The 21570-nt window shown below is 49.2% G+C and carries 22 protein-coding genes; 15 read left to right on the top strand and 7 right to left on the bottom strand.

What is annotated here, in order from left to right:
* Positions 1-2: 2 nt before the first annotated feature.
* The 7 genes from ctaD to cyoE all read left to right on the top strand — a co-directional run bounded on the left by ctaD (position 3) and on the right by cyoE (position 5791).
* Positions 3-1592: a cytochrome c oxidase subunit I gene (gene ctaD, locus ACV7NC_RS10815; protein ID WP_458152585.1), complete on the top strand. Its 1590-nt coding sequence runs from the start codon at positions 3-5 to the stop codon at positions 1590-1592.
* Between the two features lie 127 nt (positions 1593-1719).
* On the top strand, positions 1720-2268 hold the full coding sequence (locus ACV7NC_RS10820; protein ID WP_458152586.1) for a cytochrome c oxidase assembly protein: 549 nt from the start codon (positions 1720-1722) through the stop codon (positions 2266-2268).
* Positions 2269-2277: 9 nt separating this feature from the next.
* Positions 2278-2487, top strand: coding sequence for a DUF2970 domain-containing protein (locus ACV7NC_RS10825; RefSeq protein ID WP_458152587.1), 210 nt, complete (start codon positions 2278-2280; stop codon positions 2485-2487).
* A 32-nt stretch (positions 2488-2519) separates the two neighbouring features.
* A complete protein-coding gene (locus tag ACV7NC_RS10830; RefSeq protein ID WP_458152588.1) occupies positions 2520-3377 on the top strand; it encodes a cytochrome c oxidase subunit 3 in 858 nt (285 codons plus the stop codon).
* A 173-nt stretch (positions 3378-3550) separates the two neighbouring features.
* Positions 3551-4279 carry an SURF1 family protein gene (locus ACV7NC_RS10835; RefSeq protein ID WP_458152589.1) on the top strand — a complete coding sequence of 243 codons (729 nt, stop codon included), beginning with the start codon at positions 3551-3553 and terminating at the stop codon, positions 4277-4279.
* Between the two features lie 61 nt (positions 4280-4340).
* A complete protein-coding gene (locus tag ACV7NC_RS10840) occupies positions 4341-4826 on the top strand; it encodes an SCO family protein (RefSeq protein WP_458152591.1) in 486 nt (161 codons plus the stop codon).
* A gap of 71 nt (positions 4827-4897) precedes the next feature.
* Complete coding sequence (gene cyoE, locus ACV7NC_RS10845; protein ID WP_458152593.1) at positions 4898-5791, top strand: heme o synthase; 894 nt, start codon at positions 4898-4900, stop codon at positions 5789-5791.
* A gap of 93 nt (positions 5792-5884) precedes the next feature.
* On the opposite strand, the gene ACV7NC_RS10850 is transcribed toward cyoE, so the two are convergent.
* Positions 5885-7261, bottom strand: a complete 1377-nt coding sequence (locus ACV7NC_RS10850) for an FAD-binding oxidoreductase (RefSeq protein ID WP_458152594.1) — start codon at positions 7259-7261, stop codon at positions 5885-5887.
* Between the two features lie 18 nt (positions 7262-7279).
* Positions 7280-7855, bottom strand: coding sequence for a BON domain-containing protein (locus tag ACV7NC_RS10855; protein ID WP_458152595.1), 576 nt, complete (start codon positions 7853-7855; stop codon positions 7280-7282).
* Between the two features lie 99 nt (positions 7856-7954).
* On the opposite strand from ACV7NC_RS10855, the gene ACV7NC_RS10860 reads away from it, so the two are divergent.
* Together ACV7NC_RS10860 and argB are read left to right on the top strand one after the other, a co-directional pair.
* Entirely contained in the window at positions 7955-8458 is a 504-nt protein-coding gene (locus tag ACV7NC_RS10860) for a chemotaxis protein CheW (protein WP_458152597.1), read from the top strand.
* Positions 8459-8510: 52 nt separating this feature from the next.
* A complete protein-coding gene (gene argB, locus ACV7NC_RS10865) occupies positions 8511-9398 on the top strand; it encodes an acetylglutamate kinase (protein ID WP_458152598.1) in 888 nt (295 codons plus the stop codon).
* Between the two features lie 10 nt (positions 9399-9408).
* On the opposite strand, the gene ACV7NC_RS10870 is transcribed toward argB, so the two are convergent.
* Positions 9409-10134, bottom strand: a complete 726-nt coding sequence (locus ACV7NC_RS10870; protein WP_458154916.1) for an RNA methyltransferase — start codon at positions 10132-10134, stop codon at positions 9409-9411.
* A gap of 205 nt (positions 10135-10339) precedes the next feature.
* Between ACV7NC_RS10870 and ACV7NC_RS10875 the strand changes: the two genes are divergently transcribed.
* Both ACV7NC_RS10875 and ACV7NC_RS10880 read left to right on the top strand, forming a co-directional pair.
* Positions 10340-10906 carry a plasmid pRiA4b ORF-3 family protein gene (locus tag ACV7NC_RS10875; protein WP_458152599.1) on the top strand — a complete coding sequence of 189 codons (567 nt, stop codon included), beginning with the start codon at positions 10340-10342 and terminating at the stop codon, positions 10904-10906.
* A gap of 58 nt (positions 10907-10964) precedes the next feature.
* A complete protein-coding gene (locus ACV7NC_RS10880) occupies positions 10965-13076 on the top strand; it encodes a site-specific DNA-methyltransferase (protein ID WP_458152600.1) in 2112 nt (703 codons plus the stop codon).
* Here ACV7NC_RS10880 and ACV7NC_RS10885 read toward each other — a convergent pair.
* From ACV7NC_RS10885 to ACV7NC_RS10895, 3 genes are read right to left on the bottom strand one after another with little or no spacing between them, the layout of a single operon-like run.
* Positions 13027-13809 carry an IS110 family RNA-guided transposase gene (locus tag ACV7NC_RS10885; RefSeq protein ID WP_458154918.1) on the bottom strand — a complete coding sequence of 261 codons (783 nt, stop codon included), beginning with the start codon at positions 13807-13809 and terminating at the stop codon, positions 13027-13029. The genes ACV7NC_RS10880 and ACV7NC_RS10885 overlap by 50 nt on opposite strands.
* Before the next feature lie 15 nt (positions 13810-13824).
* Complete coding sequence (locus ACV7NC_RS10890) at positions 13825-14862, bottom strand: IS630 family transposase (RefSeq protein WP_458151853.1); 1038 nt, start codon at positions 14860-14862, stop codon at positions 13825-13827.
* A 30-nt stretch (positions 14863-14892) separates the two neighbouring features.
* Complete coding sequence (locus ACV7NC_RS10895; RefSeq protein WP_458152601.1) at positions 14893-15135, bottom strand: IS110 family transposase; 243 nt, start codon at positions 15133-15135, stop codon at positions 14893-14895.
* A 256-nt stretch (positions 15136-15391) separates the two neighbouring features.
* Between ACV7NC_RS10895 and ACV7NC_RS10900 the strand changes: the two genes are divergently transcribed.
* The 3 genes from ACV7NC_RS10900 to ACV7NC_RS10910 all read left to right on the top strand — a co-directional run bounded on the left by ACV7NC_RS10900 (position 15392) and on the right by ACV7NC_RS10910 (position 20185).
* A complete protein-coding gene (locus ACV7NC_RS10900) occupies positions 15392-16528 on the top strand; it encodes a hypothetical protein (protein ID WP_458152602.1) in 1137 nt (378 codons plus the stop codon).
* A gap of 8 nt (positions 16529-16536) precedes the next feature.
* Positions 16537-19350 (top strand): BPTD_3080 family restriction endonuclease, encoded by a 2814-nt coding sequence (locus tag ACV7NC_RS10905; protein WP_458152603.1) that lies wholly within the window; start codon positions 16537-16539, stop codon positions 19348-19350.
* 193 nt (positions 19351-19543) lie between these two features.
* On the top strand, positions 19544-20185 hold the full coding sequence (locus tag ACV7NC_RS10910; protein ID WP_458152604.1) for an FxDxF family PEP-CTERM protein: 642 nt from the start codon (positions 19544-19546) through the stop codon (positions 20183-20185).
* 65 nt (positions 20186-20250) lie between these two features.
* Here the strand turns inward: ACV7NC_RS10910 and ACV7NC_RS10915 are convergent, their stop codons facing one another.
* On the bottom strand, positions 20251-20946 hold the full coding sequence (locus ACV7NC_RS10915; protein WP_458152605.1) for a response regulator transcription factor: 696 nt from the start codon (positions 20944-20946) through the stop codon (positions 20251-20253).
* A gap of 400 nt (positions 20947-21346) precedes the next feature.
* Between ACV7NC_RS10915 and ACV7NC_RS10920 the strand changes: the two genes are divergently transcribed.
* On the top strand, positions 21347-21550 hold the full coding sequence (locus tag ACV7NC_RS10920; RefSeq protein ID WP_292922015.1) for a cold-shock protein: 204 nt from the start codon (positions 21347-21349) through the stop codon (positions 21548-21550).
* Positions 21551-21570 lie beyond the last annotated feature (20 nt).

A 21570-nucleotide genomic window follows, 5' to 3' on the forward strand; every position in this document is an offset into this window, starting at 1 on the left:
TTATGGCAGCAGTACATGGTGACGCACACGGTCACGAACATGATGATCATCATCATCCAAGCGGAATAATGCGTTGGATTACAACGACCAATCACAAAGACATTGGAACAATGTATTTGTGGTTCAGTTTCGCGATGTTTCTGGTTGGTGGGACTTTGGCAATGGGGATTCGTGCTGAGCTTTTCCAACCGGGCATTCAAATCTTAGAACCAGAATTATTTAACCAATTTACAACGTTGCATGGTTTGATAATGGTGTTTGGCGCAATCATGCCAGCTTTCGTGGGTTTTGCTAACTGGCAAGTGCCGCTGATGATCGGCGCGCCAGATATGGCGTTTGCACGGATGAATAACTGGAGTTTCTGGTTGTTGCCGGTAGCTGCAACACTATTGGTTAGTTCATTCTTTGTGCCAGGTGGAGCAGCGGCTGGTGGTTGGACATTCTACCCGCCATTGTCAACGCAAGGTGGTTTGGGTGTTGATCTGATGATTTTCGCGGTGCATATCTTAGGTGCATCATCAATCATGGGTTCAATTAACATCATCACAACCATTCTGAACATGCGAGCGCCTGGTATGACATTGATGAAAATGCCAATGTTCGTTTGGACATGGTTAATTACCGCCTATTTACTGGTTTTGGTAATGCCGGTTTTAGCAGGTGTAGTAACCATGCTGTTAACCGATCGTCATTTCGGCACCAGCTTCTTTAATGCGGCGGGCGGTGGTGATCCGGTGATGTTCCAACATATTTTCTGGTTCTTCGGACATCCGGAAGTGTATATCATGATTCTGCCATCTTTCGGGATTGTGTCAGAAGTGATTCCTACTTTCTCACGTAAGCCATTGTTTGGATATTCGTCGATGGTGTATGCAACTGCATCGATCGCGATTCTGTCGTGTGTAGTTTGGGCGCATCACATGTTTACCGCAGGCATGCCGACTGTAGGCCAGTTGTTCTTTATGTATGCAACCATGTTGATTGCAGTGCCTACAGGCGTAAAAGTATTTAACTGGACAGCGACCATGTGGCGTGGTTCTATGAGTTTTGAAACACCGATGTTGTTCTCGGTTGGTTTTATTTTCTTGTTTGTGATTGGTGGATTCAGCGGCGTGATTTGCGCGATTGTGCCAATTGATATTCAAGTACAAGATACCTATTACGTGATCGCTCACTTCCATTATGTTCTTGTTTCGGGCTCCTTGTTTGCATTATTCGCAGGTGCTTACTACTGGATACCGAAATGGACGGGACGTATGTACAATGAGACATTGGGTAAATGGCATTTCTGGTTGTCAATGTTCTTCTTCAATTTGACATTCTTTGTGCAACATTTCTTGGGCTTGGCAGGAATGCCGCGTAGAATTCCAGACTATAACTTGCAATTTGCAGATTTCAATATGATTTCTAGCATCGGTGCATTTGGATTTGGATTAACACAGCTTCTTTTCCTCTACATTATGATCAATTGCATTCGTAGTGGAGAAAAAGCACCTCAAATGCCTTGGGATGGAGCTACAACTCTGGAATGGACGCATCTGCCAACACCTGCGCCATATCATAGTTTTGAAAAACCACCTATTGTTAAGTAATACAAAGCAAGTAGGAGTTTCGTATGTCACAGGAAACAGATTCAAAACGCAAAAAACTTAAAACAGCGATGTTTTTGCTAGTAACAGTTGTTGCGCTTTATTTAACGGTAATTATCAAGCAATGGGAATGGTAACCAACAATACCAAAGTAACAAATGTGTTGATGATGAAAAAGTTGTTGATTTTCACATTAATTATGTTTGCATTTGGATATGCTTTGGTACCGTTTTATGAGAAGTTTTGTGAAGTTACCGGTATAAATAATCTGTTAAAACCGGATGTACTAAGCAAGGATAACTGGGTGGATGAAGGGCGCTGGTTGGCAGTTGAGTTTGATGCCAACACAAGAGGATTACCGTGGAGCTTTAAGCCATTGCAAAACAGCGCCCGAATCCATCCCGGTGAATCGATCGAAGTGATGTACGAGATTACAAATAACTCAGATCGCGAAATTGCTGGGCAAGCGATACCCAGTTATAGTCCGCGAAATCTGGAAAAATATTTGAAAAAAATCGAATGCTTTTGTTTTACGAAACAAGTGCTCAAGCCAAATGAAACACGACAAATGCCAGTACAGTTTGTAATTGAACCAGGTTTACCTGCGGACATTAATACTGTAACTATTTCATATACATTTTTTGAGTTGCCCGAAGGTGTGAATGTCATTAAGAAGTAAGAGTTTAAGTTGAATAAGCAAACAGCCAAACCAGCAAAAGCGGGTGTAATACAAATAGCAAAAGCTGTAATGTTTGCTTTTATGGGAATTCGAAAAAAAAGTGACCTTGAGCATGATGCTGCAACACTCACTCCGGCTCAAGTGATTGTAGGTGGAATTATTGGTGCAGTACTTTTCGTACTTGGCGTAATGTTAATAGTCAGATTGGTTGTTAGTTAGAAATTAAAAATCATAAGTAAGAGGAGAGAAGAATGAGTCAAGAAACAGGACACTATTATGTCCCAGCTCCATCGTCGTATCCGATCATTGGATCGACTGCAATTTTGTTCATGGGGTCTGGTGCCGCATTGACCATGAATAAAATGGAAACGGGCTACTGGCTTTTAGCAATTGGTTTTGCCATCTTGATCTATATGTTATTTGGATGGTTTGGAGCCGTTGCTAGAGAGAGTGAAGGCGGTAAATACGGAGAACAAGTTGATAAATCCTTCCGTTGGGGGATGAGCTGGTTTATTTTCACAGAGGTAATGTTCTTCTGTGCTTTTTTTGGTGCGTTATTTTACATGCGCAATCTCTCGATACCATGGTTAGCAGAAGAAAGTACCGTTTTGGGAAATAGTTTCTGGTCAGCGTATGATGGTAAGTGGCCAACAACCGGACCTGGCGCTTATGATCCATTCACGCCAATGGGTGCATGGGGATTGCCAGCATTTAACACGCTGTTACTGTTAACATCTGGTGTGACATTGACAATCGCACATTGGAGGCTGAAAGAAAACAGACGAGATGGATTAAAGCTCTGGATGTTGGCAACGATCGCTTTAGGCGCAACGTTTATTGCTTGCCAAGCATACGAATACGTTCATGCATATCAAGATTTAAATCTGAAATTAACGACCGGTGCGTACGGCGCAACATTTTTTATGTTGACGGGTTTCCATGGTTTTCACGTGACAATTGGAACGATTATGCTGATCGTAATCTATTTCCGTTGCGCGGCTGGCCATTTTACTCCCGAGCATCATTTCGGCTTTGAAGGTGTTGCATGGTACTGGCACTTTGTTGACGTTGTATGGCTGGGACTGTTTATTTTCGTATACCTAATGTAACGAATAAACACAGTTTCCTGCACAGGATTCCAGCTTTTGCACTAAATGGCTGCACGGTGAAAAAGCTGGAATCTGTCATTAAAGAATGTAAAAAATGACAGTGCCGCTTTCATGCTGAAAATGTACCCTTAGGATTTAATAAATCCGTTTCTAATCTAAGACAGTAATGATAAATGAATATTCTGGGGTATCAGTTTGAGCCAAAGGCATGGTCAATTGTCTTAACCCTAATTGCAACTGTTGTATTTTCAAATCTTGGGTTATGGCAATTATCGAGAGCGGAAGAAAAAGAAACGCAGTACCAGCAATTAGAACAATTTGCAAAACAACCGCCGGTCTTATTGCCTGCAACACTTGTCAAATTGGAAGAGTTTGAATATCGGGATGTTGAAGTGGAAGGTGAGTTTGTCAATGAAATGACAATTTACCTGGACAATAAAACATACCAGGGTAGAGCGGGGTATCATGTGATTACACCGCTGAGAATTGATAATAGTTCACTTTATGTCGCAGTGAATAGAGGTTGGGTAGCCACTGGGTACGATAGGTCGATTTTACCGCCTGTTCCTAATACCGAAGGCGTAGTTCATATTACTGGAACGGCTGTTTCACCGAATATTAAAACGTTTGAGTTATCCGACAAGCAAATGGATAAGCAAGTTTGGAACAGCTTTTCCCATGAAAGATATCAACAAGTACTGGGAATAAAACTACAGCCTTTGTTGATTTTGCAAAAAAGCACGATAGAAGACGGATTAATCAGGGATTGGCATAAGCCGGAGTCTGGGTCTTCGAAAAACATAGGTTATGCGGTTCAGTGGTTTTCATTAGCAGCAACAACGATAATTATTTTTATAGTATTGAATGTCAAACGCAGAAATAAAGAAGAGCAACAGACGTAAATTTATTCTTCTGTTGGTTTTGATGTGTTCACCGGTTTTTATTTCATATGCACTGTTTTTTATGGAATATAGACCGGAGAGCAAAAATTATGGTGATTTAATACCGATCGTTAAACTGACCGGTAAAGGAACGAATCAGTTAGATAGCACTATTCTTAGAATTAAAGATTTACATGGGAAGTGGGTGTTAGTCACCATCGATTCGGCTGAACATTGCGATGAGGCATGCAAAAAAAAGCTTTACTTTATGCGGCAAGTACGGATGGTACAAGGGAAAGAGAAACATCGTATCGAACGGCTTTGGTTAATCAACGATGACACCAAACCCAGCGATGAATTATTAAAAGAATACGAAGGAACTTACTTCGTTAGCGCTAAAGATAGCGAGATTCTGGAATCAATCGAAACGAAGGAATCGCAAACTAAGCATATTTATTTAATTGACCCGATTGGCAATTTAATGATGCGTTTTCCTGAAAATGTTGATGGAACTAAAATGGGGCATGACTTGAAACGCCTGCTTCATGTATCCCAACTAGAGCATTGAATTTAAATTATTAAATCGTAACGAAAAGTTAGTCTGTAATAACAGAATAGTTAGAAAAGGAGATCAAAGATATGGCTTCCAGTATTACTTGGCAAGAGACGGCATCGAGAATAAACCAATTCTACCGATTGACCAAACCGCGCGTGGTATCGCTGATAGTGTTTACTGCCGTAATTGGCATGTTTTTAGCAGTACCCGGGGCTGTACCATTAGATACCCTCATACTGGCAACAATAGGTATTGCTTTGGTTGCCGGTGCCGCTGCTGCATTAAACTGTCTGGTCGAGCACAAGTTGGATGTAGTAATGGCTAGAACAAAGGGAAGACCGCTACCGCAAGGAAAAGTCAGCGTTCCAGAAACATTATTTTTTCTGTCAATCGTGGGTGGTTTGGGTTTGTTCATTTTGTATTACTGGGTCAATGAACTGACCATGTGGCTGACGTTAGGAACATTTGTCGGATATGCCATTATCTATACCGTGATATTAAAACCACTGACGCCGCAAAATATTGTAATTGGTGGGGCATCTGGCGCTATGCCGCCGGTGTTGGGCTGGACAGCGGTTACCGGCGAGATAGCAAGCGATGCTTTATTGTTATTCTTGATTATTTTTGCATGGACACCGCCTCATTTTTGGGCGCTGGCGTTGTATCGTAAAAACGAATACGCCTCTATCGGCATGCCTATGTTGCCAGTAACGCACGGCGATCAATTTACCAAATTGCATGTATTGCTCTACACATTCATTCTGTGCGCCGTCACGATTCTTCCATACGTTACTCAAATGAGCGGTTTGATTTATTTAGGGAGTGCCCTGATACTGAATAGCATTTTCTTATACTATGCTATCGAAATTTATCGCAATTACAGCGATAAATTAGCGCGTGAAGCTTTCCGCTATTCAATTCTGTACTTGGCATTGCTGTTCGTTGCATTGCTTGTAGATCATTATTTCCATTTCTAAAACGAACTGATTCATTAATTAAAAAAAAGCGCCTGCAGTAGCATTTCAGAAGCTACTGCAGGCGCTTTTTTATTTCGAGGCGTGACTTTAAATTCAGTCCGTAGCGGGAAACAATTTTCCCGGATTAAGAATATTATTGGGGTCGAACACCCGTTTGATAGCACGCATCAGATTCAGCGTCGATGCATCAATTTCCTTGGTCACAAAAGCGCGCTTTTCACTGCCGACCCCATGTTCGCCTGACAAGGTTCCGCGTAGATTAATCACCAAGTTGAAAACTTCATCCAAGCACTGTTCAGCCCGCGCCACTTCTTCTGGGTTATCCGGGTTGATTAGCAAATTAACATGGATATTGCCATTGCCTGCATGGCCGAAATTAACATTGTGCAATCGGTACTGATTGCTTAATTGCGTTAATCCCGCCAAGAATTGCGGTAAGGTATCGACCGGTACCACGACATCTTCATTGATTTTCTTCGGGGCAATCTCGCGGAGGAGTGGTGACAAAGCTTTGCGCGTTTTCCACAGCGCCGCTATGTTGTCGACTTCTCCTGCAAAAATTAAATTCTCAGATTGACAAGCGGTTAAGATGGCCGCGACCGATTCGGCCATGTCGCGGCCTGAACCATCGACTTCGATCATCAGCATTGCATGTGTATCAGCCGGAAGCATGTCGGGGTAACGGCCACGAATCAAATTAAGCGATCCGGCATCGAGAAACTCAAGAGCGCTGGGCAATTGCGGTAGGGTCATAATTTTAACAATCGCAGCAGTGCAACTGGAAAGATCGCGATAATGCGCGGTAATGCCGGTAACGGCATGAGGCAATGCGGTTAATTTCAACGTGGCTTCGGTAATCACCGCCAGCGTGCCTTCCGAACCAATCAACAAGCGAGTGAGATCATAACCGACCACTCCTTTGGTGGTATAACACCCGGTTGTAATAACCTCCCCAGCGCCGGTGATCGCTTTCAAACCCAAGACATGCTCGCGCGTGGTGCCGTATTTAACAGCATGCGGGCCACCGGCTCCCGTCGCAATATTGCCGCCGATGGTGGAGAATGCCGCGCTCGATGGGTCCGGCGGCCAAAAGAACCCGTGCGGTTTGGCAGCGTCCTGAACCGACTGATTCAAGGCGCCGGGTTGCGCGACGATGACCCGATTTGCGGGGTCAACCGCTAATATTTGGGTCATCCGTTCCAACGACAATGCGATACCGCCGAATTCAGGCAAGCTGCCACCGGCCGTGCCTGTTCCGCGGCCGCGAGGAATTAATGGCACTCGGAATTGGTTGCACAATCCTAAAATTTTCCGGATTTCATCGGCTGAGGCTGGAAACAGCACCGCATCCGGCGGAAAAATCTTGCGGCTGTTGTCGTAGGCGTACGCGTAACAATCCACCGGATCGGTATAGAAACGCTCGGGCGGGAAGATTTTCCCTATTTGTGTGATCAGCTCGGCAGGCAGCATCGTAAAAAACGGCGCAAGCTAATCCGTGTATTCGAACTCTTTCACCACTTTACGCACGCCGGAAGTGGTGCTGGCAATTTTTGCAGCATGATCGGCTTCTTGACGCTTCACGATACCCATCAAATACACAACGCTATTTTCAGTCACGATTTTAACGTGGCCAACGTGAAATTTCCGCTCGGCAAGAAACCGCGCTTTTACTTTGGACGTCAGCAATACGTCGTTACTGCGCGAAGCCAGCGATGTCATCGAAGCGACGGCGATTTCGTTGTGAATGCGCCGCACGTTATCGACGCCCATGACCACGCGTTCGATGTTTTGCTTGAGCTCTTCCGACGATGCCTCTCCGGTTAACAAAACCACGCGGTTATAACTGGTAACATTGACATGCACGCTATCGCCGAATTGTTGGTGAATACGCCGTGCGCTTTTAAGCTCAATGCCTTCATCCTCAATGATAATGCCGCTGGTTCTGCGGTCTTCAGCGATATACGAACCCGAACCGGGTGCAGTGTTCAGAGAATACATCGGGCAGCCTGACAGTAATGGCAGGCAGAGTAGCAGTAACAACCCATTCCTATTGAGAGATTTCATTTGCAGGACTCCATAGAATTCAAAATTCAAGGGCGATAATACAGTAAAATAACGCGATCACGAATAAACAATTGGCGGCGTTATCTGCGATTAACCATCATGAGCGCAAAAGAAACGGATGCCGCGCAAAGCGGACAAGAACACAGTGCCGATAAGTACGCCGATGAATCAGCGGTTATCGGCGTGACAGCCGGGGAAGAACGTTATTTGATTCCGATGACGGAAGTCAGCGAAGTCATCGTCATGCCGAAGCTTGCGCATGTTCCGTTGACGCAACCCTGGTTTCTAGGATTGGCCAACGTGCGCGGCAACCTTTACGGTATTACCGACCTGGGTGTGTATCTCGGCGATAAACCGGTGCCATTCAATTTGAAGTCGCGGGTGTTGTTGTCATTCACCGACAACAAAGCTTATGGCGGCTTTGCTGTGCATAGCATGCTCGGAATCCGCAAGCTATCGGAATTCACTCAAGTCAAATCGTCCAAAAAGAAACTACCCGCCGGGATCCGGGCGCACTATCAAGATGCCGAGGGGCGGATCTGGAAAGCGCTCAGTTTATATGCGCTGATTCGTGACGATAAATTTCTGCAGATTGCCCGGTGAATGCCCCGCGTTTTTTTACAACCCGTTAACATCAAAACTACAACTCTATATTATGTCGATATCTTCGATTGCTGCAAAAGAAAAAGCCAAGATTCTGGCGGAAGCGTTGCCTTACATTCAACGTTTTCACGGTAAAACCATCGTTATCAAATACGGCGGCAACGCCATGGTGGAAGAAAATCTTAAGCACGGATTCGCGCGCGATGTCGTGCTGCTGAAACTGGTCGGCATGAATCCGGTGGTGGTGCACGGCGGCGGTCCGCAGATCGACGACATGCTCAAGCGCGTCGGCAAGCAGGGTGAATTCATTCAAGGCATGCGCGTCACCGACGCGGAAACCATGAACGTCGTCGAAATGGTGCTCGGCGGCTCGGTCAACAAGGACATCGTCAATCTGATCAACCGCCACGGCGGCAAGGCGGTCGGACTAACCGGCAAAGATGGCGCGTTTATCCGCGCCAAGAAAATGCTGATGCCGGATCGCGAAACCGCCGGCAAATGGATCAACATCGGACAAGTCGGCGAGATCGAATCGATCGATCCGGCGCTGATCGCATTACTTGATACTCAAGACTTCATTCCGGTGATTGCGCCGATTGGGGTCGGCAGCGAAGGTGAAGCCTACAACATCAACGCCGACCTGGTCGCCGGCAAGCTGGCGGAAATTTTGCAAGCGGAAAAATTAATTTTGCTGTCGAACATACCCGGCGTCATGGACAAGGAAGGTAAGCTCCTGACCGGCCTGACCGCGCAACGCGTCGATGAATTGTTTGCCGACGGCACCATTTCCGGCGGCATGCTGCCGAAAATCGGCTCGGCGCTGGATGCAGTGAAGAAAGGCGTCAAGTCGTGCCATATCATCGACGGGCGGGTCGAACACGCCTTGTTGCTGGAAATTTTGACCGATCAAGGGGTCGGTACCCTGATCAAGGAAAATTGACAGACCGGTGTTACCAGCGTTTACCCAGCGCCGTTAAAATCCCGCGCAGAATTTGCACTTCCTCTTTCTCCAGCCGCGCCTTTGAGAACAGGCGGCGGATACGCTGCATCAGCAACTTGGGTTTTTCCGGATCGAGGAAATCGCTGGCAATCATCGCCTGCTCCAGATGCGCATAGAATAGTTCCAGGTCATTAAAACTCGCCGGCGACCCAATCGGAGCTGCAGGTTCTTCATGTTCTACCAGCGCCATGCGTAACTCATACGCCATGACTTGCACCGCGCTGGCCAGATTCAGCGACGTGAATTCCGGATTCGCGGGGATATGAATGATCATCTGGCACTTACTCACTTCCGCGGTCGTCAGCCCGGAGGTTTCCGCACCAAACAGCAAAGCCACCGGTTGATGCCGGGCATAGCGCAATAATTCCCGCGCGCCCTGCCGCGCATCAAACACATCGGGCGAAAGATCGCGTGACCGCGCGGTGATCGCAGCACTCAGCACGGTATTATCCAATGCTTCATCCAGCTCGGTACATACCTTAATTTTTTCCAGAATATCGCGCGCTCTGACCGCGCGGGCATCCGCTTCTCTATCTGGAAACGACTCCGGATTAATCAAATACAGCGAGCTGAGCCCCATCGTTTTCATCGCCCGCGCCGCCGCGCCGATGTTACCGGGATGGCTGGTATGGCTGAGTACAATGCGGATATGGTCGAGCGGGCAAGGGCTATTCATATTACAAGCAGGTGAGTGTCGAGAAACAAAGCGGGTGATTCTAACAGAGGAAGGAATCCGGTACATGACGTCCGCGAGGTCAGATTGATCATTCAAAGTTATAATGCGACTAATGACCCGGTGGGCAGCAGCCATGCATTTGCTTTATTCTCGTGCCGCTCATGACAGCGTGCAAAGGTCTCGATTACTTATTTTGGAGTTATTAATGGCGAAACCAGCAACAACCAAATCTTTGCGTTCAATTTATCAATTCAAGGTTACATTGAGCGACATCCGCCCGCCGGTATGGCGCCGGTTCCTGATTGCCAGCACCGACAGCCTGGCGGATCTGCATCTTGTGGTACAAATCGTGATGGGCTGGACCGATTCGCATTTGCATGAGTTTGTGAAAGGTAAAGAATGCTACGGTGTGCCGGACGAAGATTTTCCGTCGGATATTCACGATGAATCCAAATTCCGCATCGATCAGGTGTTGAAACAGGAGAAAGACAAACTGCGTTATACCTACGACTTCGGCGACGGCTGGGATCATGACATCGTGCTGGAAAAAATCCTGCCGTTTGATACCAAAACCAAATTACCGGCGTGCCTCAAGGGAAGCCGCGCTTGTCCACCGGAAGATGTCGGCGGAACGCCAGGGTATGAAATGTTCCTCGAAGCGATTGCCGATCCCGATCATCCGGAACATGCCGAGATACTGGAATGGCTCGGCGAACCGTTCGACCCCGAGCATTTTGATTTGGCGGAAGCGAATAATTTGCTGCAAAACTGATGCGTGATAACACCAGGCCGGCACTTGAATCAATGTTTCTTTGACAAAGAATCCCGCGATGACAACAAACGATAACAAAACCAACCCACCCAGCGGTAGCCGGGGATCACGGCAGGAAATACTGCCGGATAATGAATTCGGTCTTGAACCGCAGTTGTCATCACCAAGCACACCGGCTGCGAAGAAAGCACCGGCGGCAAAAACCGTAACCGGGCGTGCAACCACCGGCCAGCAAGCCGCCGAAGTGCTCAGCTACCGCCACGGCGACAAACGCACCAACAATCCGCATGTCGGCATGGTCGACACGCATTCCGACAGCGTGGAAGGCAAAACCGTGTGGCAATACGATCCGCATATCGATCCGGCGCTGCAATTCGACAGCCAGCGCTCCCCTATTGAAAACCTGATCGACGAGGCGCTCGCGTCCGGTGATAAAGACCAAATGCAAGCGGCGCTGGAGCAGTTGAAACGCATGCAGTCGCCGTATTTGAGCTGGACGGGCAAAGCCGAACGTACCAGTTTTGACGTCGACACCGTGTCGCTGCACGTGCACGAACGCATCGACCCGGCGACGATTCTGGCGGCGGCGCAGAAAAAGCTGAAAGATGCCAAAGGCAAAACCGGCAGCGCCAGCAATTTGATTCAGCCGGATTTGTTTCACGCACCGTTTGAAAACCTGCCACTGCGGGATGCCATCGACTTTTACAAGCACGAACGCGACTGGTCGAACCGCCTGATCGCCGGGGATTCGCTGCTGGTGATGAATTCGTTGCTGCAAAAGGAAGGCATGGCCGGGCAAGTGCAGATGGTCTACTTCGACCCGCCGTACGGCATCAAGTACGGCTCCAACTTCCAGCCGTTCGTCAACAAGCGCGACGTCAAAGACCGCAAGGACGAAGACCTGACGCAGGAACCGGAAATGATCAAGGCGTTTCGCGATACCTGGGAACTCGGTATCCACTCGTATCTGACCTACCTGCGCGACCGGTTACTGCTGGCGAAGGAATTGCTGCATGAGTCGGGTAGCGTGTTTGTGCAGATTTCGGATGAGAATGTGCATCTTTTGCGAGATTTGATGGATGAAATATTTGGTGCTGAGAATTTTTGTTCTTTAATTTACTTTGCAACCACAACTGGTCAATCTAGCAAATTACTACCATCAGCTGGTGACTATATTGTTTGGTATGCAAAAAATCGAGATGAAATTAAGTATTGTCAACTATTTCATGATAAATCAAGCGGAGATTTAGCTAGTTATTCGAATGCTAGACATCAGACAGGATTCGATCGATCTTTAACAAAAGCGGAATTATCAAATTTTGAAAAAATAACTGATGAATGGAATGTATTCTCTGCACAAAATCTACGATCACAAGGAGGTGGAGATGATTCAATTCGCTATTTTGAGATTTTTGGCCGTAAGTTTGATTGTGGAGTGAATCATCATTGGAAAACTCCTCCAGAACCTGGTTTGCGAAGACTAGCTAGCGCAAATCGTATTGTTATTAATGGTGCTACTCCAAATTATGTCAGGTTTATAAAAGATCATCCTGTTTATCCTATAACTGATAGATGGTTGGATACTGCAATTGCTGGTTTTTCAGGTGAGAAGAAACAATATGTTGTAGAAACACCCGCCCGAGTTATCGAACGCTGTCTCTTAATGACCACCGACCCCGGCGACTTGGTACTCGACCCGACCTGCGGTTCCGGTACTACCGCTTTCGTCGCCGAGAAATGGGGACGGCGCTGGATCACCACCGACACGTCCCGCGTCGCCGTGACATTGGCTAAGCAGCGGCTGATGACGGCCAGTTACGATTATTATGAACTCAAATACCCGCACGAAGGTTTGAAAAGCAGTTTCATCTACAAAACCGTGCCGCACGTCACGCTCAAATCCATCGCCAACAATCCCGAGATCGATGAGATTTATGCCCGAATGCACCCGGCGATTGAGACTGCGCTGGCGGCGTTGAATGCCACCCTTTCGGATTCACCGTCATTCCCGCGCAGGCGGGAATCCAGCGATCCGGCAAAGGCTGTGGATGCCCGCCTTCGCGGGCATGACGATCAAGGAAATGGCCGGCATGATGATCACGTAGATACCGTCTTTCAAGTCAAGCAATTTTTGGATAATTTGGGTGATAAGGGAGTTGTGTTTTTATAACGCCGAAACACAAATGGACCAGTTTGCGCATAGCAGCTCCGATAGCGGACATTTTGGATTTGCCTCTGGCGAGTAACCGTTCATAAAGTGCCTTGACGTGCGGATTGTATTGTGTGGCGACTACCGCCGCCATGTATAGCACAGCACGCACTCGTGCCGGGCCAGCTTTCGACAATCGGGCCCGGCCCAGCACAGTGCTTCCAGACTGCCGTTCTACGGGCACTAAACCCAAATAAGCTGCCACTTGTTCGGCAGATTCGAAACGGTTGCCGTGCATGATCGCCAGGAGGTTATTTCCCACTCGCTCACCTACTGCCGGAATACTGGTCAGCAGAACCATATCCCGCTTCAGACCGGGATGCCGGTCGATGTGATCGTCTATCGCTTGTTGCAGCCGTTTCAATTCTGCTTCAAGAAAGGCGATAGATTGAGCGATAGACTGGACAATCAGTTCAGGCGTCTCGATAGCTTCGCTCTTTTCTTGCCGGTTCAATTCTCGGCGCAAATCATCGGCCACCGCATTACGCCGGGCTAGTAGTGCTTGTAATGTACGGACTTCCACCGATGGCGGCTGCCATGCCGCAGGCTTGAGCAGCGCCCCATATTTCGCCAGTACAACACTATCCATACCATCCGTCTTGGTGCGTATCCCTAAGCTTCGACCAAAATCTTTAACTTGCGCCGGATTGATGATCGAAACCATTACCCCAGCATCTACTATTGATCCGGTCAGATTAAGTTTGAAGTTTCAAGCGGCATATTTGACCCTCGGATCTTGAAAGAAGCTTTTGACCCGTTCGGGTGATTGTTCAAGTTTAACCATGTGTTCGGTGGCAGCGAGTTTGAGTTTGGCCTTGGTGCGCACCGGCACTTTCGTCCCGATGGCATGCTTGAGGTCGGCATTGAGGCGTTCCTCCGGATTCAGTTCCGGGCTATAGCTGGGCAGGTAGAACAGCTCGATTTTGTCTTGTCGTTCAGCGACCCATGCCTTGACCTGTTTGCTGTGATGAACCCGCAGATTGTCGAGAATCAAGAATACCTTCTTCCCGGCATCCTTGATCAGCGCTTCGAGGAATTCGATCAGCCTGTCGGCGTTGAAGGCCTCGTCGATGATCATCCAGCGTGTTTTGCCCTGATTCGTCACTGCGGCAATCATCGATAGCTTCTGTCGCGCACCACCAGTCGCGTAGGTGACTGGCGTCTTGCCTGCCGGAGCATAGCAACGACCGCGCACATCGGTATTGACCAAGGCAGTTTCATCGCCCCAGTGAATCTCGCCGCCTTCCGCCTTGGCGCGCTTCTCAATTTCCGGGTATTGCTCGTTGAGCCAGGCTTGTACGGCTTCAGGCCGCTGCTCATAGGCCTTCTTGATCGGCTTCTGGGGAGTGAAACCCCAACGTGACAGATAGTTGCCTACGCCGCGCACCGACAGCTTGATGCTGTACTCCCGCTCTATCAGTTGCATGACCGCCGCCCGATTCCACAGCGCAAATTCCATCTTCAGTTGCTCCGGGCGCTTGTCACAAATGATCTTGCGGATGGCTTGTTCCTGTTCCTCTGTCAGTGCCCGCCCTTGACCAGCACGCTTGCCTCGCATCCCTGGCTTCAGGGCGGAAAATCCGCCTTCTTCATACCGATCTATCGCAAACCGAACTGTCGGATACGAAAGCCCACTGAGCTCAACAATTTGCATCACGCCGTAGCCCTTGCGATGCAACCGCACCACTTGCTTGCGCCGTTCATGCAGTTGCTCCAGCGTCGAATATCTTGCGTCGTCTTTTTCCATTTCAACAAGATGGGGGGCGATTCATAAATTTCAAGTATTATTGTGCCGAGTCAATAAAGCCAAAGCAGCTTGCTCGTGATATACGCCAGTGGCATCCATTACCGCGTGCAGTTGCGCAGCCGACACACCTTGTTTGGCCGTCCACTCCAACAGTGCGCTCACGCCTGCTTTAGTGTTGGGAATGACCTTGGATTTACGTTTATCACCTGCTTCGTTAAGTAAAAGGCAACAATCCAATTTTGCCTTGGCAATATCCATACCGAGATAAAACATGATGTTCTCCTGTTACAATATTTACCAACCTCGCCCACTTGCCTTGTGCATGCAGGGTTTATCCCTTGGCTACCGTTCAGTGTCTGTGCTGGCGTGGAAGATGAGAAGGAGGGCTTGATCTACAGAACAAGGTCTTGCCTTAAGGGTGGACACAAGCTGCCTCCAACTCGGGTAGTGGTAGCTAACCACTACGGAAAGAAAGATACAAGGGTGGGTTAGCGATGCGGCAGCAGCGCGTAACCCACCGAGAGTCACGATGAATGATACCGCGCATGGCGGGTTACGCGATGAAACCGCTCACCCACCCTACAATGAAATGTTGCAGGAATGGCAAGTGCCGTTCGACTTCCCTGCGGATTGGCCGGAAACGGCGAGAAAACCGTTCGATGCCTTCCACGCCGCACGGCAGGCGATGCAAAAGCAAATGGACGCATCGATTGCCGCGCATGCGGATACGGAAATTCTGTACGACCAACCGGCGGTATCGAAAAGCAAATTGCGCATCACCGGGCCGTTCACGGTCGAGGCGGTGCCGTTTGCCACCGTGCTGGGGCTGGACGAAGCCGAGCGGCCTAAGCAGGCGGATGTCGCCGTGGCGCGTTCGGGCGCAACCTGGCGGCAGAGTCAATGGCGCGACGAGTTGCTGAAAACCGGCATCCGCGGCAAGGGCGGGCAAAAAATTCAACTGCTCGATCTGGCGCCGCTGCCGGGCGCGAAATATATTCACGCCACCGGCACCGTGGCCGAGGGTGGCGATAAGGTGGCGGTGAGTTTCGGGCCGGAACATGCGGCACTGGAACAGCGCCAGGTGGAAATCGCGATGCGCGAGGCGGGCGAATTGTTCCCGCTGCCGAAATTGCTGGTGTTCTGCGCATTTACCTTCGACCCGGAAGCGGCCAAGGATATCGACAACATCAAGGGCATCACCGCGCTGAAAGTGCAGATGAATACCGATTTGCTGACCGAGGATTTGAAAAAAGGCCGCGCCAGCAACGAATCGTTCTGGCTGATGGGCCAGCCGGACGTGATCGTCAAACAAATCAAAACCGGATGTTACCAAGTGGAAGTGCGCGGTTTCGATTATTTCGATAGCAAAACCGGCGAACTGAAATCCGGCGGTAAGAAGAACATCGCCATGTGGGCGCTGGATACCGACTACGACAACCGTTCGCTGTATCCGCGCCAGGTGTTTTTCCCGATGGCCGGGAGCGGCGATGGCTGGCGCAAGCTGCGCAAGGATATCCGCGCCGAACTGAACGAAGAATTGCTGGAGCAATTCCACGGCACGGTGTCGTTGCCGTTCGAGGCCGGGGAAAACGAGTGCATTGCGGTGAAAATCGTCGATGACCGCGGCATCGAGTCGCTTAAAGTCATCCGCCTGGATCAAGTGTAAGCGCCGCCATGACCGGCAAGCCGTCTTCGCTGATCATCAATTCGCCGTATCTGAAGCCCGACCGCTATTGGGACCAGGACGACAACGGCAAGCTGTTGAGCATCCGTGCTGGCCGCCGTCCGGCGGCATACGAGTTGTACGACACGCGCACCAACACCCGCCGAGTGGAAAAACTGGAGCGCGTCAACGCTATCCGCGAGCGTCTGGATAGCTGGCGCAATGCCGGTTGGCCCGGCATCACCAGCGTGACGAGGCAATTACTGGAACATTGGCATGAACGCGGCGAATGGGACAGCGATGAAAAACGCTGGAACGGCGGGCCGCGCCAATATCCGCTGTATTTTTGCCAGTTGGAAGCGATCGAAGCGCTGATCTGGTGGCTGGAAGCGCCACAGGATTTCAAGCAAGGCATTTTTCTGCCAGGCGATGGCGGGCCGTGGGAGCGCATTTGCAGCAAAATGGCGACCGGTTCCGGCAAAACCTCGCTGATGGCGTTGATCATCACCTGGCAAAGCTTGAACGCCATCCATTACCCGAAGGATGCGCGTTACTCCAAAGCGGTGCTGATCGTCACGCCGGGATTGACGGTCAAAAGCCGGCTGCAGGTGCTGTATCCCGGCAATGATAAAAACGTTTACGACGAATTCCGCCTGTGCCCGAACGAGGCGCTGCGGCAGCAACTCAATCAAGCCGAGTTACTGATCGAGAACTGGCATACCTTGATGCCGCTGAAAGAGCAAGACCGCTCGGTAGTCAGAAAAGGCCGGGAAAGCGACGAAGCGTTTACCCGGCGAGTATTGGGCAGACTTTCCGCGCGCAAGGATTTGATCGTGATCAACGACGAAGCGCATCACGCCTACCGCAAACCGGCGGAAATCAAAGTCAGCAAAAAAGACGCGGAGGAACTGGGCATCGATCTGGACGAAGCGACGCGCTGGATCGAGGGACTGGATCGCATCCATAAAACCCGGCGCATCCGCCGTTGCTTTGATCTGTCGGCGACGCCGTTTGCACCGACGGGCAAAACCAATACCGAAGCCGGGCTATTTGACTGGATCATTTCGGACTTCGGCTTGAACGACGCGATTGAGGCAGGGCTAGTCAAAACACCGCGCATCGTGGTGCGCGACGATGCGCTTCCGAATGCCAAGAGCTATCGCAGCAAGCTGTACCATTTGTACCGCGAACCTGAGGTCAGCCAGGATTTGAACCGCCGGGCCGATGTTGCCGATCCGCTGCCGGATCTGGTGCAAAAAGCGTACGCGATTCTGGCTTACGATTGGCGTGAAACGGCACATGCGTGGGCGGATAGCGGGCACACCATTCCGCCAGTGCTGCTGACGGTGTGCAACCGCACCGAAACAGCGGCGCGCATCGAAAAATTTTTCAATGGCGGCGATTGTTTGATCAAAGGCACGCAAGCACCGGAAAAAACACTGCGGGTCGATTCGCGCGTATTGGAAAAAGCCGAACGCGGCGAATCGGTGACCAAGGATGCCGACTATGAGGCACGGCTGACGGCGATCATCGAGGCATCCGGCTTGCCATCCGATAAGACGCAGGATTTGCTGAGTTTGAAGCAACAGGAACAGTTGCGTGCGCTGGTCGATACCGTCGGTAAGCGCGGACAACCGGGGCAGCAGTTGCAGAATGTCATTTCGGTGGCGATGCTGTCGGAAGGCTGGGATGCGGCGAATGTCACACATATCATGGGATTGCGTGCATTTACCAGCCAATTGCTGTGCGAGCAGGTGATCGGACGTGGCTTGCGGCGCGTGGCGCATGACATGGATGAGCAAGGTTTGCTGCTGCCGGAATACGTCAATATTTTCGGCGTGCTGCTGTCGATTTTTCAGGAGATCAGCGAGGGTGGTGAGATCGATATTCGACCACCGAAACCGAGTGTGCGCGTCGAGGTGGAGCCGGACCGCAATCACCTGGAGATCCGCTGGCCGAATATTCAGCGCATCGATGCGGTGTTGAAGCCGGAGCTGGTGCTGGATTGGCAGAACGTCGAAGCGCTCACGCTCGATCCGATGCACACGCCGTTGAATGCCGAGGTAGCGCCGTCACTAACGGGTTTCGCCAATCTGGCGATGGCATCGGAAATCGATCTGGAGCGGGCATTGGACGACTTCCGTTTGCAAAACCTGATCTTTCGCGCGGCACGAAAGTTGTTTTTGCAAAACGCCGACAGTTTCGGCGGCGATAAGCAGTTTTTGGCGGTGCAATTGATCCGCATCGTCGAGCAATTTCTCCATAGCGACAAATTGCATATTCCCAGCGTGTGGCATCAAGACCCGATGCGTCAGCAGATTTTATTTGCGTTGAATATGGATACCGTGGTCGGGCATGTGAACCGGTTTGTCCGATTGCAAAATACCGAGAAGCTCGAAGCCGTGTTCGATGAATTGCAACCGATCGGCTCCACATCCCGCATGCGCTCGTGGTTGACCACCCAACCCTGCCAGGCGACGGTGCGGTCGCAGATCAGTCATGTGGTGTACGACAGCACGTGGGAGAAAGCAGTAGCGGATTTGTGCGAGAAAGTGCCGCAGGTGGTAGCGTGGGCCAAAAACGACCATTTGGATTTTGTTATCCGTTATTTGTGGCGAGGTTCTTCCCGCAATTTCGTGCCGGATTATTTGATCCGATTAAATAACGGCAAAACGCTGGTGCTGGAAGTGAAAGGTGTTGACGATGAGCGCAACCGCATCAAACGCGCGGCGATGGTGCTTTGGATCAAGACGGTCAACGAACAAGGGGGTTTGGGCAATGGTGCTTTGAGGTGGTATTCGAACCGGCGAGAGCGCGGGATGTGATCATGCAGCATGCGGGGATTGCGATCTAGTACATTTGTCCTAGAAAAAGAGTTCGTCATTCCTATAGTCGTTATTAAACAATTGTTTTACATTACGAGCACAAAGGTGATGGTGCAGCAGTTTTTCTAGCCGGAATTCAATCGATAGCAGCGGTACTGATTGTTTTGGCAAATATAACGATGGAGATTGATCGATGAAAACTAAAATGATTGCAAATTTATCAATGCTGGCATTTGTCGGTGCAGCAAGCAGTGCTTATGCGGGGGGTGCGCCGGATAGCTACGACATGCTGAACGGCAATACCGGCAGTTATAACTACTGGGATGAAACCTATAATGGCAGCGGTTGCGTAACTTGTGACAATGCGGCTTTGTCGGGCGGACGTGGTGATTTGACCGATGGCATCATCGCGACGGAAAACTGGTTTATCACCGAAGCGCCGGTGGGCAACGGTCCTTATGTCGGCTGGACCATCGATCCGGTGATCACATTTCATTGGAATACGCCAGTGAATATCACCTCCGTAACGTTTCATTTTGATGATTCCAATGGAGCGGGCGGCGTGAGTGCACCAGCCAGTGTAACGGTGGGCGGTACTAATTTTGCGATTGCCGATCCGATCGGGTCCGCACCATTTGCTTTTGTAGCAGATGGCTTATCGTTTAGCGGTAACGATCTGGTGGTGTCGATTGCCAGAAACAATGCTTGGGTGTTCCTCAGCGAAGTTGAGTTTAATGCTGCACCCATTCCGGAACCTGAAACCTATGCGATGCTGTTAGCGGGTCTTGGTTTGCTTGGTTTTGTAACGCGCCGCAGAAAAGCAATGGCGGCTTAGTTGCAAGTATTTTCGAATGTAAAACGGGAGCATCAGCTCCCGTTTTTTTTGCGGCTATAACAACGTTACGCGAGTTCCGCGATCTTGGCGTTTTGCAGCCGGTAGCCGTAACCGTAAATGGTGACGATGTCCCATTGACTTTGCGGGGTAAACTGAAGTTTGTTGCGGAGGCGGCTAATATGCGTATCAACCGTGCGTGTATCGATTTCAGCCGACAATCCCCAGATTTTTTCGAGTAAGTGAATTCTAGATAGAAGTTTGTTTTGGTTCTGAAAAAGATAGTTTGCGAGTGAGAATTCTTTTTGTGTCAGACCGGCGTTTTTACCTGCAACGGTGATTTCTTGATTGTCGTAGTTAATGGCGTAGGATCCGAATTGCACGACAGATGATTGTTTTTCGCGATTGCGGCGTGTCAGTGATTCGATTCTGGCGAGTAATTCGAAGTGCCGGGTCGATTTAACAAAGTAATCGTCGGCGCCCATATGCAGAACATGCACAACATCGGATTCACTATCGCGCGATGTGACGCAAATGATCGGAATATGCCAGGTGTAGTTTTCTCGAATCCATTTAAGCACTTCTTCCGCGGTGCCATCTGGGAGCATCCAATCCAGTACCAGCAAGTCGAATTCTTTTTCTTTCAGTGCATGGAGAAATGTGGCGATCGAACTATAAATCTCACAATGGTAGTGCGCGTGGGAAAATAACAGCTCATAGATGGCTATTTGAGTGGGTTCGTCTTCAAGTATTCCTAATCGCATAAAATTACTATTTATAACTGACAAATTTGAGAAACAATGTATTGCATAAAATGGTGTTTTGGTGCGTGTGACAGATAATACACATTCGGCTTTTGTAATCGGGAATTCATAATAATTCTTGAATAGTATAAGTTTTTTGTAGGCGTATGCGGTTCGATAAGGTTAGGAAAATAAATAAAATTTAACCCATTTTGATCAGAGGCAAATATTTTTTCTCAATAAGATATGGTTTTTGATTGTAATTAAATGATTTAATTTTCCTGATAATCGTGTATCGTATTCAGGTCTTTTGAATTCAAGTTGTTAAATGTGATGCTACGGGTTGACCCTTTTCCCTTGATATTCGATGACCGATGCGGCATGCCGCGGAAGTAGTTTTTATTCATTATTAAGGAAAAATATGGCAACAGGTACAGTAAAGTGGTTCAATGATTCTAAAGGTTTTGGTTTTATTACTCCGGATGATGGTGGAGAAGATATATTTGCTCATTTCTCTGCAATTAATAGCGGAGGTTATAAATCTTTGCGTGAAGCTCAACGCGTGACCTTCGACGTTACCACAGGTCCAAAAGGCAAGCAGGCTGCGAACATCATGCCGCAGTAAGTTACTGCAAGAAGTATCAA

Source organism: Nitrosomonas limosa, assembly GCF_054188085.1.